The sequence below is a fragment of the Nocardioides sp. Soil805 genome, assembly GCF_001429625.1.
Taxonomy (GTDB): Bacteria; Actinomycetota; Actinomycetes; order Propionibacteriales; family Nocardioidaceae; genus Nocardioides.
Map to the genome: position 1 here is coordinate 165,921 of NZ_LMSU01000001.1, position 14,595 is coordinate 180,515.

The 14,595-nt window shown below is 71.2% G+C and carries 13 protein-coding genes; 1 reads left to right on the top strand and 12 read right to left on the bottom strand.

The window, feature by feature from the left end:
- A complete protein-coding gene (gene pgl, locus ASG94_RS00830) occupies positions 1–729 on the top strand; it encodes a 6-phosphogluconolactonase (protein WP_056924560.1) in 729 nt (242 codons plus the stop codon).
- A gap of 184 nt (positions 730–913) precedes the next feature.
- Here the strand turns inward: pgl and ASG94_RS00835 are convergent, their stop codons facing one another.
- From ASG94_RS00835 to uvrA, 12 genes are all read right to left on the bottom strand, one after another.
- Positions 914–1,897, bottom strand: a complete 984-nt coding sequence (locus tag ASG94_RS00835) for a hypothetical protein (RefSeq protein WP_056924561.1) — start codon at positions 1,895–1,897, stop codon at positions 914–916.
- A gap of 182 nt (positions 1,898–2,079) precedes the next feature.
- The gene (locus ASG94_RS00840; protein ID WP_082623847.1) at positions 2,080–2,442 is read right to left on the bottom strand and encodes an RNA polymerase-binding protein RbpA; all 363 of its coding nucleotides are present in this window, start codon (positions 2,440–2,442) and stop codon (positions 2,080–2,082) included.
- Between the two features lie 69 nt (positions 2,443–2,511).
- Positions 2,512–2,745 (bottom strand): preprotein translocase subunit SecG, encoded by a 234-nt coding sequence (gene secG / locus ASG94_RS00845; protein WP_056924563.1) that lies wholly within the window; start codon positions 2,743–2,745, stop codon positions 2,512–2,514.
- A gap of 30 nt (positions 2,746–2,775) precedes the next feature.
- Complete coding sequence (gene tpiA / locus ASG94_RS00850; RefSeq protein WP_056924564.1) at positions 2,776–3,564, bottom strand: triose-phosphate isomerase; 789 nt, start codon at positions 3,562–3,564, stop codon at positions 2,776–2,778.
- 4 nt (positions 3,565–3,568) lie between these two features.
- The gene (locus ASG94_RS00855) at positions 3,569–4,771 is read right to left on the bottom strand and encodes a phosphoglycerate kinase (protein ID WP_056924565.1); all 1,203 of its coding nucleotides are present in this window, start codon (positions 4,769–4,771) and stop codon (positions 3,569–3,571) included.
- A gap of 1 nt (position 4,772) precedes the next feature.
- Positions 4,773–5,768, bottom strand: coding sequence for a type I glyceraldehyde-3-phosphate dehydrogenase (gap, locus tag ASG94_RS00860; protein WP_056924566.1), 996 nt, complete (start codon positions 5,766–5,768; stop codon positions 4,773–4,775).
- Positions 5,769–5,967: 199 nt separating this feature from the next.
- Positions 5,968–6,954 carry a DNA-binding protein WhiA gene (whiA, locus tag ASG94_RS00865; protein ID WP_056924567.1) on the bottom strand — a complete coding sequence of 329 codons (987 nt, stop codon included), beginning with the start codon at positions 6,952–6,954 and terminating at the stop codon, positions 5,968–5,970.
- A gap of 104 nt (positions 6,955–7,058) precedes the next feature.
- A complete protein-coding gene (locus ASG94_RS00870) occupies positions 7,059–8,027 on the bottom strand; it encodes a gluconeogenesis factor YvcK family protein (protein ID WP_056924568.1) in 969 nt (322 codons plus the stop codon).
- A 4-nt stretch (positions 8,028–8,031) separates the two neighbouring features.
- On the bottom strand, positions 8,032–8,898 hold the full coding sequence (rapZ, locus tag ASG94_RS00875) for an RNase adapter RapZ (RefSeq protein WP_056924569.1): 867 nt from the start codon (positions 8,896–8,898) through the stop codon (positions 8,032–8,034).
- Positions 8,898–10,937, bottom strand: coding sequence for an excinuclease ABC subunit UvrC (gene uvrC / locus ASG94_RS00880; protein ID WP_056924570.1), 2,040 nt, complete (start codon positions 10,935–10,937; stop codon positions 8,898–8,900). Before uvrC ends, rapZ begins: the two co-directional genes overlap by 1 nt.
- A 78-nt stretch (positions 10,938–11,015) precedes the next feature.
- Positions 11,016–11,465 (bottom strand): Rieske (2Fe-2S) protein, encoded by a 450-nt coding sequence (locus tag ASG94_RS00885; protein WP_056924571.1) that lies wholly within the window; start codon positions 11,463–11,465, stop codon positions 11,016–11,018.
- 82 nt (positions 11,466–11,547) lie between these two features.
- On the bottom strand, positions 11,548–14,529 hold the full coding sequence (gene uvrA / locus ASG94_RS00890) for an excinuclease ABC subunit UvrA (RefSeq protein ID WP_056924572.1): 2,982 nt from the start codon (positions 14,527–14,529) through the stop codon (positions 11,548–11,550).
- Positions 14,530–14,595: the final 66 nt, after the last annotated feature.

Consider the following 14,595-nt stretch of genomic DNA (forward strand, 5'->3'; position numbering starts at 1 on the left):
GTGGCCGCGGATCCGCGCGTCGTCGTCCACGAGGACGCCCAGACGCTCGCCGGTGACGTCGCCTCGATGCTGCTCGACCGCCTCGAGGCAGCCCAGGCGCGCGGTGAGGTCCCGCACGTCGGGCTCACGGGCGGCACGATCGCCGACGCCATCCACCGCGAGGTCGCCCGGCGAGCGGTCGACTCCTCGGTGGACTGGTCGCGGGTCGACTTCTGGTGGGGGGACGAGCGCTTCGTCGAGGCAGGGTCACCCGACCGCAACGCGCGCCAGGCGCGGGAGGCGTTCCTCGACGGGCTGGGCATCGACCCCGGTCGCGTGCACGAGGTGCCCGCTGCGGACGTCGTGGCGACGGCGGAGGACGCCGCTGCGGCGTACTCGGAGGCGATGCGCACGCAGGGCGCCGGCTTCTTCGAGGTGCTGATGCTGGGGGTCGGGCCGGACGGCCACATCGCCTCGCTCTTCCCCGGCCACCCGGGCCTGGACGCCACGGACGCGATCGCCGTCGCCGTCCACGACTCCCCCAAGCCGCCCCCGGACCGGGTCTCGCTGACCTTCGAGGCGATGGACCGCGCGCGCGCCGTGTGGTTCCTGGTGAGCGGGGACGGCAAGGCCGACGCCGTCGCCGCCGCGCTCGCGGGCGGCGACGTGCACGAGATCCCCGCCCGGGGCGTCGTCGGCACGGACGAGACGCTGTGGCTGCTCGACGAGGCCGCCGCCTCCTCCCTCTGACGTGAGAGGGCAGTTCCTGACACCTCACACCCGCCGACCGGGCGCTTCCTGACAGGTGGGACCCGCCGACCGGGCACTTCCTGACAGGTGGGACCCGCCGACCGGGCGCTTCCTGACACCTCACGCCCGCCGACCGGGCGCTTCCTGACACCTCACGCCTGCCGACCGGGCGCTTCCTGACACCTCAGCGTCCGAGATCGATGTACGCCGTCCCGCGCAGACCCAGGTGACGGCGCGCTCGCTCGAACCCTTGTCGCAGTCGCAGCGACGCAGGATCGAGCCCGTACACGTGCTGCTTGACGAAGACGTCCATCACCCAGTCCCGCTCGGTCTCGAGCCACGTGATGCGGCCCTCGTCGTGCTCGCGCTGGTCCTCGTCGTGGAACTCCTCACCGAAGTACTCCGCTCCGTACCGCGTCTGCTCGTCGCCCAGGTCGATCCGGTACCGCGGGACGTCACCGTCGTAGACCCAGATCTGCGTCTCGGGCCACGGCAGCCCGGCCTCGTGCCAGTGCAGCCGCAGGGCGCTCTCGGGCGGGGACTCGGCGCCCGGATCGCCGAGAGCCACCATGCGGCGGAGCTGGACGACCCCTCGATGGCCCTTGAAGCGCTCGGACTCCGACAGGAGCTGCGCCGGATCGACGCCGTGTCGCAGGAAGCCGTCGATCGCCGCCAACGCGTCGTACCGCCACAACGACCGGCCGAGGTCGCATGCGGTGCGCAGCGGAGTCGTGACCCGGAGTCCGTCGATGGTGCAGACGTCCCGAGCCGTCAACGTCCGTACGCCGCTCCGGATGCTGTCGCGGCGCATCCGGCTGCCCGCCTGGCTGAAGACGTCGAGCGTCGGCATCTCGTGGATCGCAGTCCGCGGGAGCGCATCGACACCGTGCACCCACGCTGCCAGGCGGTCCACGGCCACGACGTGCTCCGGGACGACGAGCCGGACGGCACTGACCCGCAACCTCAGCGAGTCCTGGACCTGCGTCGCGACGAACACGCCACGCAGCACGGGACGCAGGAGCCCGGTCTCGACCAGACGACGTCGCAGTCGCGCGCCGACGCCGACCGAGTCGGCGTACACCGCCGTGAAGGGACGCTCGATCGGGAACGGCGCGTCCGCGCCGAGGAGGACCGCGTCGCGACACCAGGTGGGCAGCCGGTTGACCATGGCACCACGGTGCCCGAATCCGCCGTCGGGCGTCCGGCGTCATCCACAGGCCGGCTGCCACGTGCACCGAAGTGCCCGCTCGGCACGTTCTACCTGCCAGGAAGTGCCCGCTCGGCACGATCCAGGTGTCAGGAAGTGCCCGGTCGGCAGGTGCTAGGTGACAGGAAGTGCCCGGTCAGCGGTCAGAAGATGATGTCGCCGGACTTCCGGCGGCTGCGGAGCAGCTGGATCGCCTCGTCGAGGATGTCCGCCGCCTCGGTCTCGGAGCGACGCTCCTTCACGTAGGCGAGGTGCGTCTTGTAGGGCTCGATCTTGGGCGCCGGCGGGGGGTTGTCGCTGTCCAGGCTGGCCGGGAGGCCGCACTTGGGGCAGTCCCACGACTCGGGGACGTTGGCCTCGACCGAGAACGTCACCACCGACCGGTGCTCGTGCGAGCAGAAGTAGGTCACCGCCTGGCGAGGAGCCGCCTCGCCACGCTCGGCCTCGCCCATCGGGCCGGCACCGACCCGGCTCCCTCGGATCGCGTTTCCGCCACCACCAGCCACGTGCTTCTCCTTTGCCAAGACGACCCGGGCGACAGCGTCGCCCGGGCCACGATCCCCGTCAACAGAACGTCAGGTGTAGGCCTTGAGCAGGCCCAGCGCGATGATGCAGGCGAACCAGATGATGCCGACCCCGATGGTGAACCGGTCGAGGTTGCGCTCGGCGACCGAGGAGCCTCCCAGGGTGCTGGAGACACCACCACCGAACATGTCCGACAGTCCGCCGCCGCGACCCTTGTGGAGCAGCACCAGCAGGATGAGGATCAGGCTCGTGATGACGAGCAGGATGGTGAAGAGCGGAATCACGAGCGGAAGCCTACGTCACACCGACACGGATCAGAGGACCGGCATCTCGTAGAACCGGCAGATTCCGCCGAACTCCTCCGCCTGGAGGCTCGCGCCGCCCACGAGGCACCCGTCGACGTCCGGCTTCTCCATGATCCCGGCGACGTTGGCGGCCTTCACGGACCCGCCGTACTGGATGCGTACGCCGTCCGCGGCGGCGTCGCCGTGCACCTCGCGGATGCGCTCGCGGATGGCGCCGCAGACCTCCTGGGCGTCGTCGGGCGTGGCCACCTCGCCGGTGCCGATGGCCCACACCGGCTCGTAGGCGACCACCAGACCGGCGACCTGCTCGGCGGTGAAGCCCGCCAGCGAGCCGTCGACCTGCGCCAGCGTGAAGGTCACCTGCTCGCCGGCCTTGCGGACCTCGAGCCCCTCCCCGACGCAGACGATCGGGGTCATGCCGGCCGCCAGCGCCTTGTGGGCCTTGGCGTTCACGGTCTCGTCGGACTCGCCGTGGTGCTCGCGGCGCTCACTGTGGCCGACGACGACGTACGAGCAGCCGAGCTTGGCCAGCATCGCCGCCGAGATCTCCCCCGTGTAGGCGCCCCCGTCGTGCGTCGAGACGTCCTGGGCGCCGTACTTGAGCGAGAGCCGGTCGCCGTCCACCATCGTCTGCACCGAGCGAAGGTCGGTGAAGGGCGGCACCACGACCACCTCGACCTTGCCGTAGTCGTGGCGCTTGTCCGACAGGGTCCACGCGAGCTTCTGGACGAGCACCACGGCCTCTTGGTGGTTGAGGTTGCACTTCCAGTTGCCCGCCATGATCGGGGTGCGGCTCATGGGATCAGTTCCTTTCGAGTACGGCGATGCCGGGCAGCTCTTTGCCCTCGAGGAACTCGAGGCTGGCGCCGCCGCCGGTGGAGATGTGGCCGAACGCGGCCTCGTCGAAGCCGAGCTTGCGGACCGCGGCGGCGGAGTCGCCACCGCCGACCACGGACAGCCCGTCCACCTCGGTCAGCGCCTGCGCGACGGCACGGGTGCCCTCCGCGAAGGCGTCGACCTCGAAGACCCCCATCGGTCCGTTCCAGAAGACCGTCCTGGCGTCGGCCAGCGCGGCCGCGAACGCGGCGCCGGAGTCGGGACCGATGTCGAGGCCGAGCGCGTCGGCCGGGATGGCGTCGGCGGCCACGACCCGGGGCTCGGGCTCACGGTCGCCGGACGGGAACGCGGTGTCGACCACGACGTCGGTCGGAAGCAGGATCTCGACGCCCCGCTCCTCGGCCTCGGTGAGGTAGCGCCGGCAGATGTCGAGCTGGTCCTCCTCGAGCAGGCTCTTGCCGACCTCGTGGCCCTGGGCCTTGAGGAAGGTGAAGACCATGCCGCCACCGATGAGCAGCTTGTCGGCCTTGCCCAGCAGGTTGTCGATGACCCCCAGCTTGTCGGAGACCTTGGAGCCGCCGAGCACGACGACGTACGGGCGCTCCGGGTCGACCGTGAGGCGGCGCAGCACGTCGATCTCCGTGGCCACGAGCCCGCCCATGGCCGACGGCAGCCGCAGCGCCACGTCGTACACGCTGGCCTGCTTGCGGTGCACGACACCGAAGCCGTCGGACACGAAGGCGTCGGCGAGCTGGGACAGCTGGCCGGCGAAGGAGGCACGCACCTCGTCGTCCTTGCTGGTCTCGCCGGAGTTGAAGCGGACGTTCTCCAGCAGGGCGACCTGCCCGTCCTGGAGCCCGGCGACCGTCTCGGTGGCACTCTCGCCCACCGTGTCGGTCGCGAACGCCACGTCCTGTCCGAGCAGCTCGCCGAGGCGGGCGGCGACCGGGGCGAGGCTGTACGCCGCGTCCGGCTCGCCCTTGGGACGGCCCAGGTGGGCCACCACGACGACGCGGGCGCCGGCCTCGGAGAGCTGCGCGATGGTCGGCACGCTCGCGCGGATGCGGCCGTCGTCGGTGATGGTGCTGCCGTCCAGCGGCACGTTGAGGTCCGAGCGGACCAGGACGCGCTTGCCGCTCAGGTCCCCCAGGGAGGCGATGTCCGACACGTCAGAGGGTCTCGCCGACGTAGCCGATGAGGTCGACGAGGCGGTTGGAGTAGCCCCACTCGTTGTCGTACCAGCCGACGACCTTGACCTGGTTGCCGATGACCTTGGTCAGCGGTGCGTCGAAGATGCACGACGCCGGGTCGGTGACGATGTCGGAGGAGACGATCGGGTCGGTGGAGTACTTGAGGTAGCGGCCGTCGGCGGCCTTCTGCACCGCCGCGTTGACCTCCTCGACCGAGGTCTCGCGACCGGCCTCGAAGGTGAGGTCGGTGGCGGAGCCGGTCGGCACCGGGACGCGCAGGGCGTAGCCGTCGAGCTTGCCCTTGAGCTCGGGCATGACGAGGCCGATGGCCTTGGCGGCACCGGTCGAGGTGGGCACCACGTTGAGGGCGGCGGCCCGGGCGCGACGCGGGTCCTTGTGGATGTTGTCGAGCAGGTTCTGGTCGGCGGTGTAGGCGTGCACCGTCGTCATCAGGCCCTTGACGATCGTGAACTCCTCGTGCAGCGCCTTGGCCATCGGGGCGAGGCAGTTGGTGGTGCACGACGCGTTGGAGATGACCGTGTGCTTGGCCGGGTCGTAGAGCTCGTGGTTGACGCCCATCACCACGGTGATGTCCTCGTTGGAGGCGGGGGCAGAGATGATGACCTTCTTGGCGCCGGCGTCGACGTGGGCGTGGGCCTTGGTCGCGTCGGTGAAGAAGCCGGTGGACTCGACGACGACGTCGACGCCCAGCTCGCCCCACTTGAGGTTGGCCGGGTCGCGCTCGGCGAAGGCAGTGATCGTCTGGTCGCCGACCTTGATCGAGGTGTCGTCGCTCGACACGTCGGCGTCCAGGCGACCCAGGATCGTGTCGTACTTGAGCAGGTGGGCGAGCGAGGCGTTGTCGGTCAGGTCGTTGACGCCGACGATCTCGATGTCGGCACCCGACGCACGCACGGCGCGGAAGAAGTTGCGGCCGATGCGGCCGAAGCCGTTGATACCTACGCGAACAGTCACTGCGGTTCTCCTCAGGAAACGGGCGTGTGCTGGATCAGGTGGCACGACGGCACGCGAGCGCGCACGTCGGCGTCGTGCCCGACCCTATCGCGCTGCGTCGTCGCGTGCCGGGGGCCGTATCGGCGTACGTGCGGGTAACCCGGGACGGGCCCGCGACGGCTCACGGCGGACCCGTGCTCCGACGGTGGTGCGGCCCTGCTCAGGCCTCCTCGGCCAGCATCTCCGGCGTCAGGGACGCCTCGGTGTCGGGGATGCCGAGCTCCTCGGCGCGCTTGTCGGCCATGGCCAGCAGGCGGCGGATGCGGCCGGCGATCGCGTCCTTGGTCAGGACCGGGTCGTGCAGCTGGCCGAGCTCCTCGAGGCTGGCCTGCTTGTGCTCGAGGCGCAGGTGGCCGGCTAGCTTGAGGTGGTCGGGGACCTCCTCGGCGAGGATCTCGAGGGCCCGCTCGACACGGGCTCCGGCGGCCACGGCCGCGCGGGCGGACCGGCGCAGGTTGGCGTCGTCGAAGTTGGCGAGCCGGTTGGCGGTGGCCCTGACCTCGCGGCGCATGCGGCGCTCCTCCCAGGCCATGAGCGACTCGTGGGCGCCCAGGCGGGTGAGCAGGGCACCGATGGCGTCCCCGTCGCGGATGACGACCCGGTCGACGCCCCGGACCTCACGTGCCTTGGCGGAGATGCCCAGGCGCCGGGCCACGCCGACGATGGCGAGGGCGGCCTCGGGGCCGGGGCAGGTGATCTCCAGGGAGGAGGACCGGCCGGGCTCGGTCAGCGAGCCGTGGGCCAGGAAGGCCCCCCGCCACGCGGCGACGGCGTCGCAGCCACCGCCGGACACGACGGCGGGCGGGAGGCCGCGGACGGGACGGCCTCGCTGGTCGAGCAGGCCGGTCTGGCGCGCGAGGGCCTCACCGTCCTTGACCACGCGGACGATGTAGCGGCTGCCCCGGCGGATGCCGTTGCCCTGCACCATGACCACGTCGGACTGGTGTCCGTAGACCTCCGCGATGTCCTTGCGCAGTCGCCGGGCGGCCGCTCCGGTGTCCAGCTCGGCCTCGACGACGATCCGCCCGCTCACGATGTGCAGGCCGCCCGCGAAGCGCAACATGGAGGCCACTTCGGCCTTCCGGCAGCAGGTCTTGGTGATCTGGGTGTTGGCGAGCTCCGCCTTCACCTGTGCCGTCATCGCCATGGTCCCGATCCTGCCATGCACGTCAATCACGCTCGCGCATCAGGCGACGGCACCGAGGCCCACCCATGAGGGGCGTCACACCCCGGATGCGTCGGGCGTGTCGCTCAGGGGCGCGACACGATCTGCTCGAACGCCGCCGCGAGCCGCTCGTGGTCGTGCCGGTCGGAGGCGTCGTCGGCGGCCACGTCGGCCAGCACCAGCTCCGCACCCGCGTCGGAGACGACGCCGCGCAGCCGGTCGGGATGGGCCACGCTGCCGCGGTCGGCGAGCACGATGTGGATGTGGAGGTCCGGAGCGTGCTCGAAGAGGGCGGCGAGGTGGTCCTCGGGGCCGAAGCCCGGGGTCTCGCCCTCCTGGGGCTCCAGGTTGAGGACGACCACCAGCCGCGCCTGCGTCTCGACCAGGGCCCGACGGAGCCCGGGGACCATCAGGTGCGGGATCACCGAGGTGAACCACGAGCCCGGCCCGAGGAAGACCCAGTCGGCGGCCAGGATGGCCTGCACCGACTCCTGGCAGGCGGCCGGCGCGACCGGGTCCAACGCGACCGAGACGATGTCGCCCTCGGTCGTCGCGACCTCGACCTGGCCGCGGACGGTGGTGGTGAGCGCGCGGTCCGCGGGGTCGAGCCCGCGCACCTCGGCGGTGATGTCCATCGGGGTCACCGCCATCGGCAGCACCCGGCCCTGGGCGCCGAGCAGCCGGCCGACCCAGTCGAGGGCGCGGACGGGGTCCCCCATCAGCTCCCAGAGCCCCACGATGAGCAGGTTGCCGATGACGTGGCCCTGCATGTCGCCCTCGCCGGCGAACCGGTGCTGGACGACGTCGGCCCAGGTGCGCCCCCACTCATCGTCGCGGCACAGCGCCGCCAGCGCCATCCGCAGGTCGCCCGGCGGCAGCACGCCGAACTCGCCGCGCAGCCGACCCGACGAGCCGCCGTTGTCGGCGACGGTGACGATCGCGGTCAGCGAGTCGATGGTGAGGTCGGCCTCGAGCCGCCGCAGGGCGCTCAGCGTGGCGAACAGGCCGTGCCCGCCGCCCAGGGCGACGGCGGCCTGGGCGGTGTCGCGTGCCATCAGCTCACTCCCGGCCCAGGTCGCGGTGGCGCGCCCCGGTGTCGTAGCCCCGCTCGCGCAGCCGGGCCGCGATCTCCTCGGTCATCGCCACGCTGCGGTGCTTGCCGCCGGTGCAGCCGATGGCCACGGTCATGAACCGCTTGCCCTCGCGCAGGTAGCCCTGCGCCGCCGTCTCCAGCACGGGGAGGTACTGCTCGAGGAACTCGGCGGCGCCGGGACGCTCCTTGACGTACGTCGCCACCGGCTCGTCGCGCCCGTTGAGCGCCCGCAGCTCGGGCACCCAGAAGGGGTTGGGCAGGAAGCGCATGTCGGCCACGAAGTCGGCGTCGACGGGGATGCCGTACTTGAAGCCGAAGCTGGTGACGGTGACCTTGAGCCGCGTCGACTCCGCGGTGCCGAAGGCCTCCGCGATGCGGTCGGTGAGCTGGTGGACGTTGAGGTTGGTGGTGTCGATCACCACGTCCGCGTCGCCCCGCAGCTCGGCGAGCACGTCGCGCTCGCGCTGCAGGCCGTGCAGGAGCCGGCCGCTGCCCTGCAGCGGGTGGGGGCGCCGGGCCGCCTCCTGGCGGCGGACCAGCACCTCGTCGCTGGCCTCGAGGAAGAGCAGCGTCGTGGGCCGTCCCGTGACGCCCTGGTGGCGGTTGGCCTGCAGGGAGTCGAAGAAGGACCCCGATCGCACGTCGACGACCACGGCGATCGGCTGGCTGATCCCGTGGTTGTCGTCGACGAGGCGTACGACGTCGCGCACCAGGGTCGGCGGCAGGTTGTCGACCACGAAGAAGCCGAGGTCCTCGAGCTCCTTGGCCGCCGTGCTGCGCCCGGCGCCCGTCATGCCGGTCACGATGACCAGCTCGGCCGGCTGGGGATCCATCAGTCCTCCTCGATCTCGCCCGTGGCGGTGTTGATCCGCGGGTTGCCAGTCTTGCGGTCGGCGGCCGCGCCCGCGACCGCCTCCTTGATCGACGCCGCGGTGCGGGGCCCGATGCCGGGCACCAGCGCGATCTCGTCGATGTCCGCCTCGCGGAGCTTCTTGAGGGACCCGAAGTGCTTGAGCAGCGTCTTGCGCCGCACCTCCCCCAGTCCTGGCACGTCGTCGAGCAGGCTCTCGACCATGGTCTTGGAGCGTCGCGAGCGGTGGTGCGTGATCGCGAAGCGGTGGGCCTCGTCGCGCACCCGCTGGAGGAGGTAGAGGCCCTCGCTGGTGCGGGCCATGATGACCGGGTCCTCCTCGTCGGGCAGCCACACCTCCTCGAGCCGCTTGGCGAGGCCGCAGACCGGGATGTCGTCGATGCCGAGCTCGGTGAGGGCCTGCTGGGCCGCCGCCACCTGCGGCGGGCCGCCGTCGACGACCACGAGTCCGGGCGCGTAGGCGAACTTGCGGGGCCGTCCTGTCTCGGGGTCGACCAGCATCGGACCGCCCGCCTCGCCGGTTCCTGAGGAGGCGAGGGACGAGCCGTCTCGAAGGGCCGAGCGGGCCTGCTCGTCGAGGAGTCGACGGAACCGGCGGGTGATGACCTGGTGCATGTGGGCGACGTCGTTCTGGCCGACCTGGCCGTCCTGGTCGGTGCCGTCCTCGCCCTTGATGACGAACCGGCGGTACTCGCCCTTGCGGGGCAAGCCGTCCTCGAAGACCACCATGGAGGCCACCACCTCGGTGCCCTGGAGGTTGGAGACGTCGTAGCACTCGATGCGCAGGGGCACCTCGTCGAGGCCGAGCGCCTTCTGGATCTCCTCCAGGGCGCGGTTGCGCGTGGTGAGGTCGCTGGCCCGCTTGGTCTTGTGGAGCGCGAGCGCCTGCGAGGCGTTGCGGCCGACGGTCTCCTGCAGGGCCTTCTTGTCCCCGCGCTGGGGCACCCGGATGGCCACCCGGCTCCCCCGGATGTCGCTGAGCAGGTCCTCCAGGACGGTGGCGTCCGGCGGCAGGGCGGGCACGAGCACCTCCCGCGGGATGACGGAGGCGTCGTCGTCGGCCGCGGCGCCGCCGTACAGCTGGAGCAGGAACTCCTGCACCAGCCCGGCCGTGTCGCTGTCGTCCGAGCGGTCGGCCACCCAGCCCCGCTGGCCGCGGATGCGGCCGCCGCGGACGTAGAAGATCTGGACGGCGACCTCGAGCGGGTCCTCGGCGAGGGCGATGACGTCGGCGTCGGTGCCGTCGCCCAGCACCACCGCCTGCTTCTCCAGGGCCTTGCGCATGGCGCCGAGGTCGTCGCGCAGCCGGGCGGCCTTCTCGAAGTCCATCGCCTCGGACGCGGCGTACATCTCCCGCTCGATGCGGCGCACGAAGGCGTTGGTGTTGCCGGCCATGAAGTCGCAGAAGTCGTCGACGATGCGCCGGTGCTCCTCGGGCGTGACGTTGCCGACGCAGGGCGCCGCGCACTTGTCGATGTAGCCGAGCAGGCAGGGGCGCCCGATCTGGCTGGAGCGCTTGAAGACGCCGTTGCTGCACGAGCGCATCGGGAACACCCGCAGCAACAGGTCGACCGTCTCGCGGATCGCCCAGGCGTGGCCGTAGGGGCCGAAGTAGCGGGTGCCCTTGCGCTTGGCGCCGCGGCCCACCATCACCCGCGGGAACTCCTCGCCGACGGTCACCGCCAGCCACGGGTAGGACTTGTCGTCGCGGTACTTGACGTTGAAGCGGGGGTCGAACTCCTTGATCCAGCTGTACTCCAGCTGGAGGGCCTCGACCTCGGTCTTCACGACCGTCCACTCGACGCTGGCGCCGGTCGTCACCATGCTCGCGGTGCGCGGGTGCAGGTTGCCGATGTCCTGGAAGTACGACGACAGGCGCGGGCGCAGGCTCTTGGCCTTGCCGACGTAGATCACCCGGCCCTTGGCGTCGCGGAACCGGTAGACACCCGGGTCGGTGGGGATCGACCCGGGGGCGGGTCGATAGGTGCTGGGGGTGGCCACTCGACAACCCTACGGGCGACCGGGGACAGTCCCCGCGGGGTGGTGGACGGCGTCCCCGAACGGCCCCGGGGCGGCCCGTTAGGCCAGGGTGATGTTGTCGCCCTCGACGGTGATGGAGACCTCGGCCAGCGGTGAGGGTGCCGGCCCTCCCACGTTGTCACCGGTCGTCATGTCGAAGAGGCTGCCGTGGCAGGAGCAGTGGATCTTGCCGTCGACGATGTCGGTCACCGGGCACTTCTGGTGCGTGCAGGTGCGGCTGAAGGCCTTGAACTCCCCCTTCGCCGGCTGGGTGATGACGACGCTGGGCTCCTCGAGGAAGACCGCCCCGCCGACCTCGACGTCGGAGGTGCTGGTCAGCACGGTCCCGGGGGTGGCGCCGGCCCCGCCACCCGCGCCCGAGCCGGAGGACGAGGAGTCGGACGCCGACCCCGAGTCCCCGGACCCGCAGGCCGCGAGGACGGGGAGGGCCAGCCCGGCGGAGGCGGTCGCGGCGAAGCGGCGACGGGAGAGGGGGTGCTCGGTGCTCATGCGGGTGGCCTCTCGATCAGGTCAACGGGTGCCACCACGGTAGGACACCGTCCCCAGCCGCGCCCGTGGACCGGCCGGTGGCCTACCCGGTGGCCTTGCGCTTGGCCGCGGACTTCTTGGCCGCCGCGTTGCGGGCGGCCTTCTTGGCCAACCGCGTCGGCGGCTCCTCCTTCGGCGCCACCCGACCGCGCGGCTGCTTGGCGGCCCGGCCCTCGAGCAGCGGCGCGAGGTAGCGGCCGGTGTGGCTCTCGGGGTGGGCGGCGACCGTCTCCGGCGTGCCCTCCGCGACCACGATGCCGCCGCGCGAGCCACCCTCGGGACCCATGTCGACCAGCCAGTCGGCCGTCTTGATGACGTCGAGGTTGTGCTCGATGACCAGCACCGTGTTGCCGGCGTCCACGAGCTTGCCGAGGACCAGCAGCAGCTTGCGGATGTCCTCGAAGTGCAGGCCCGTGGTCGGCTCGTCGAGGACGTAGACCGTGCGGCCCGTCGAGCGCTTCTGCAGCTCGCTGGAGAGCTTGACGCGCTGCGCCTCGCCGCCGGACAGCGTCGTGGCGGGCTGGCCGAGCCGGACGTAGCCGAGGCCGACCTCGCACAGCGTCTTCATGTGTCGCGCGATCGGCGGGACGGCCGCGAAGAACTCGGCGGCCTCCTCGATCGGCATGTCGAGGACCTCGGCGATGGTCTTGCCCTTGTAGTGCACCTCGAGCGTCTCGCGGTTGTAGCGGGCACCGTGGCAGACCTCGCACGGGACGTAGACGTCCGGCAGGAAGTTCATCTCGATCTTGATCGTGCCGTCGCCGGAGCACGCCTCGCACCGGCCGCCCTTGACGTTGAACGAGAACCGGCCCTGGAGGTAGCCGCGCACCTTGGCCTCGGGGGTCGCCGCGAAGAGCTTGCGGACGTGGTCGAAGACACCGGTGTACGTCGCGGGGTTGGACCGCGGCGTCCGGCCGATCGGCGACTGGTCGACGTGGATGACCTTGTCGACGTGCTCGGTGCCGCTGATCCGGGTGTGCCGGCCGGGCACGGTGCGGGCGTTGTAGATCTGCTTGGCCAGCGAGGTGTAGAGGATGTCGTTGACCAGCGTGGACTTGCCCGAGCCGGAGACCCCGGTCACCGCGCAGAAGACGCCGAGCGGGAAGCTCACGTCGACGTTGCGCAGGTTGTGCTCCTTGGCCCCGTGCACGGTGAGCTCACGACCCTTGGTCCGCGGGCGGCGTACCTCGGGGACCGGGATCTCGCGACGGCCGGAGAGGTACTGCCCGGTGATCGAGTCGGGGTGCTCGTAGAGGTCCTTGACGCTGCCGCTGTGGACGACCTGGCCGCCGTGCTCGCCGGCGCCCGGACCGATGTCGACGACCCAGTCGGCGGTGCGGATGGTGTCGTCGTCGTGCTCGACCACGATCAGGGTGTTGCCGAGGTCCTTGAGCCGGACGAGCGTCTCGATGAGCCGCTGGTTGTCGCGCTGGTGCAGGCCGATGGAGGGCTCGTCGAGGACGTAGAGGACGCCGACGAGCCCGGCACCGATCTGGGTGGCGAGCCGGATGCGCTGCGCCTCTCCCCCGGACAGCGACCCGGACGGCCGGTCCAGCGAGAGGTAGTCGAGGCCGACGTCGAGGAGGAAGGCGAGCCGCTGCTGGATCTCCTTGAGCACCTGCTCGGCGATCTGCTTCTCGCGCTGGGAGAGCTCGACGGTGCGGAGGTAGTCGGCGGCCTCGTTGATCGGCAGGGCGCAGACCTCGGCGATGTTCTTGCCGCCCTGCTCGAGGGGGCCGAGGGTCACGGACATCGAGACGGGCTTGAGGCGGCTGCCCCGGCAGGCCGGGCAGGGCACCTCGCGCATGAAGCCCTCGAAGCGCTCGCGGCTGGTGTCGGACTCGGCCTCCTGGTGGCGGCGCTCGATGTAGGGACGGACCCCCTCGAACGCGGCGTAGTAGGACCGCTGGCGGCCGTAGCGGTTCTTGGTGACGACGTGGACCTTGGTCTTGTGGCCGTCGAGGATCGCCGTGCGGGCCTTCGCCGACAGCTCGTCCCACGGGGTGTTGAGGTCGAAGCCGAGCTCCTCGCCGAGCGCGTTCATCAGGCGCAGGAAGTAGTCCGCGACGTGCGCGTTGCTCCACGGCTGGATCGCGCCCTCGCCCAGGGTCGCGCGGGAGTCGGGGACGACCAGCTCGGGGTCGACCTCCATCCGGGTGCCGAGGCCGTGGCACTGCGGGCAGGCGCCGAAAGGCGAGTTGAAGGAGAAGGAGCGGGGCTCGAGCTCGTCGGTGTCGATGGTGTGCTCGTTGGGGCAGGCCATCCGCTCGGAGAACCGCAGCTCGCGGCCCGGGTCCTTGGCGTCGAGGTCGACGAAGTCGAAGACCACCAGGCCGCTCGCGAGCCGCAGCGCGGTCTCGACCGAGTCGGTCAGCCGGCGCTTGCTCGACTCCTTGACCGCGAGCCGGTCGACGACGACCTCGATGGTGTGCTTCTTCTGCTTGTCGAGCTTGGGCGGCTCGGCCAGCGGGTAGGTCTCGCCGTTGACCCGGGCGCGGCTGAAGCCGTCGGTCTGCAGCTGGCGGAACAGCTCGACGTACTCGCCCTTGCGGCCGCGGATGACCGGCGCCAGGACCTGGAAGCGGGCGCCCTCCTCCAGGGTGAGGACCTTGTCGACGATCTGCTGCGGGGTCTGGCGCTCGATCGGGGCGCCGCAGACGGGGCAGTGCGGACGGCCGGCGCGGGCGTAGAGCAGGCGCAGGTAGTCGTAGACCTCGGTGATGGTGCCGACGGTGGAGCGCGGGTTCTTGGAGGTGGACTTCTGGTCGATCGAGACCGCGGGCGAGAGCCCCTCGATGAAGTCGACGTCCGGCTTGTCCATCTGGCCGAGGAACTGCCGGGCGTACGCCGACAGCGACTCGACGTAGCGGCGCTGTCCCTCGGCGAAGATCGTGTCGAAGGCCAGGCTCGACTTGCCCGAGCCCGACAGGCCCGTGAAGACGATGAGCGCATCACGCGGGAGGTCGAGCGAGACGTCCTTGAGGTTGTGCTCGCGGGCACCGCGGATGATCAGCTGGTCGGCCACAGTAGTCCTCACTGCGCAGGGGGGTCCGTGTCCGAGCGGTCGCTCGAGCAGGAAGGGTGGGTTCGA

Coding starts and splice junctions, on each gene's coding strand:
- tpiA (WP_056924564.1), bottom strand. CDS start 3,564: ATGAGCCGCACCCCGATCATGGCGGGCAACTGGAAGTGCAACCTCAAC.
- rapZ (WP_056924569.1), bottom strand. CDS start 8,898: ATGGATCCCCAGCCGGCCGAGCTGGTCATCGTGACCGGCATGACGGGC.
- ASG94_RS00835 (WP_056924561.1), bottom strand. CDS start 1,897: ATGGTCAACCGGCTGCCCACCTGGTGTCGCGACGCGGTCCTCCTCGGC.
- whiA (WP_056924567.1), bottom strand. CDS start 6,954: ATGGCGATGACGGCACAGGTGAAGGCGGAGCTCGCCAACACCCAGATC.
- ASG94_RS00870 (WP_056924568.1), bottom strand. CDS start 8,027: ATGGCACGCGACACCGCCCAGGCCGCCGTCGCCCTGGGCGGCGGGCAC.
- ASG94_RS00885 (WP_056924571.1), bottom strand. CDS start 11,465: ATGAGCACCGAGCACCCCCTCTCCCGTCGCCGCTTCGCCGCGACCGCC.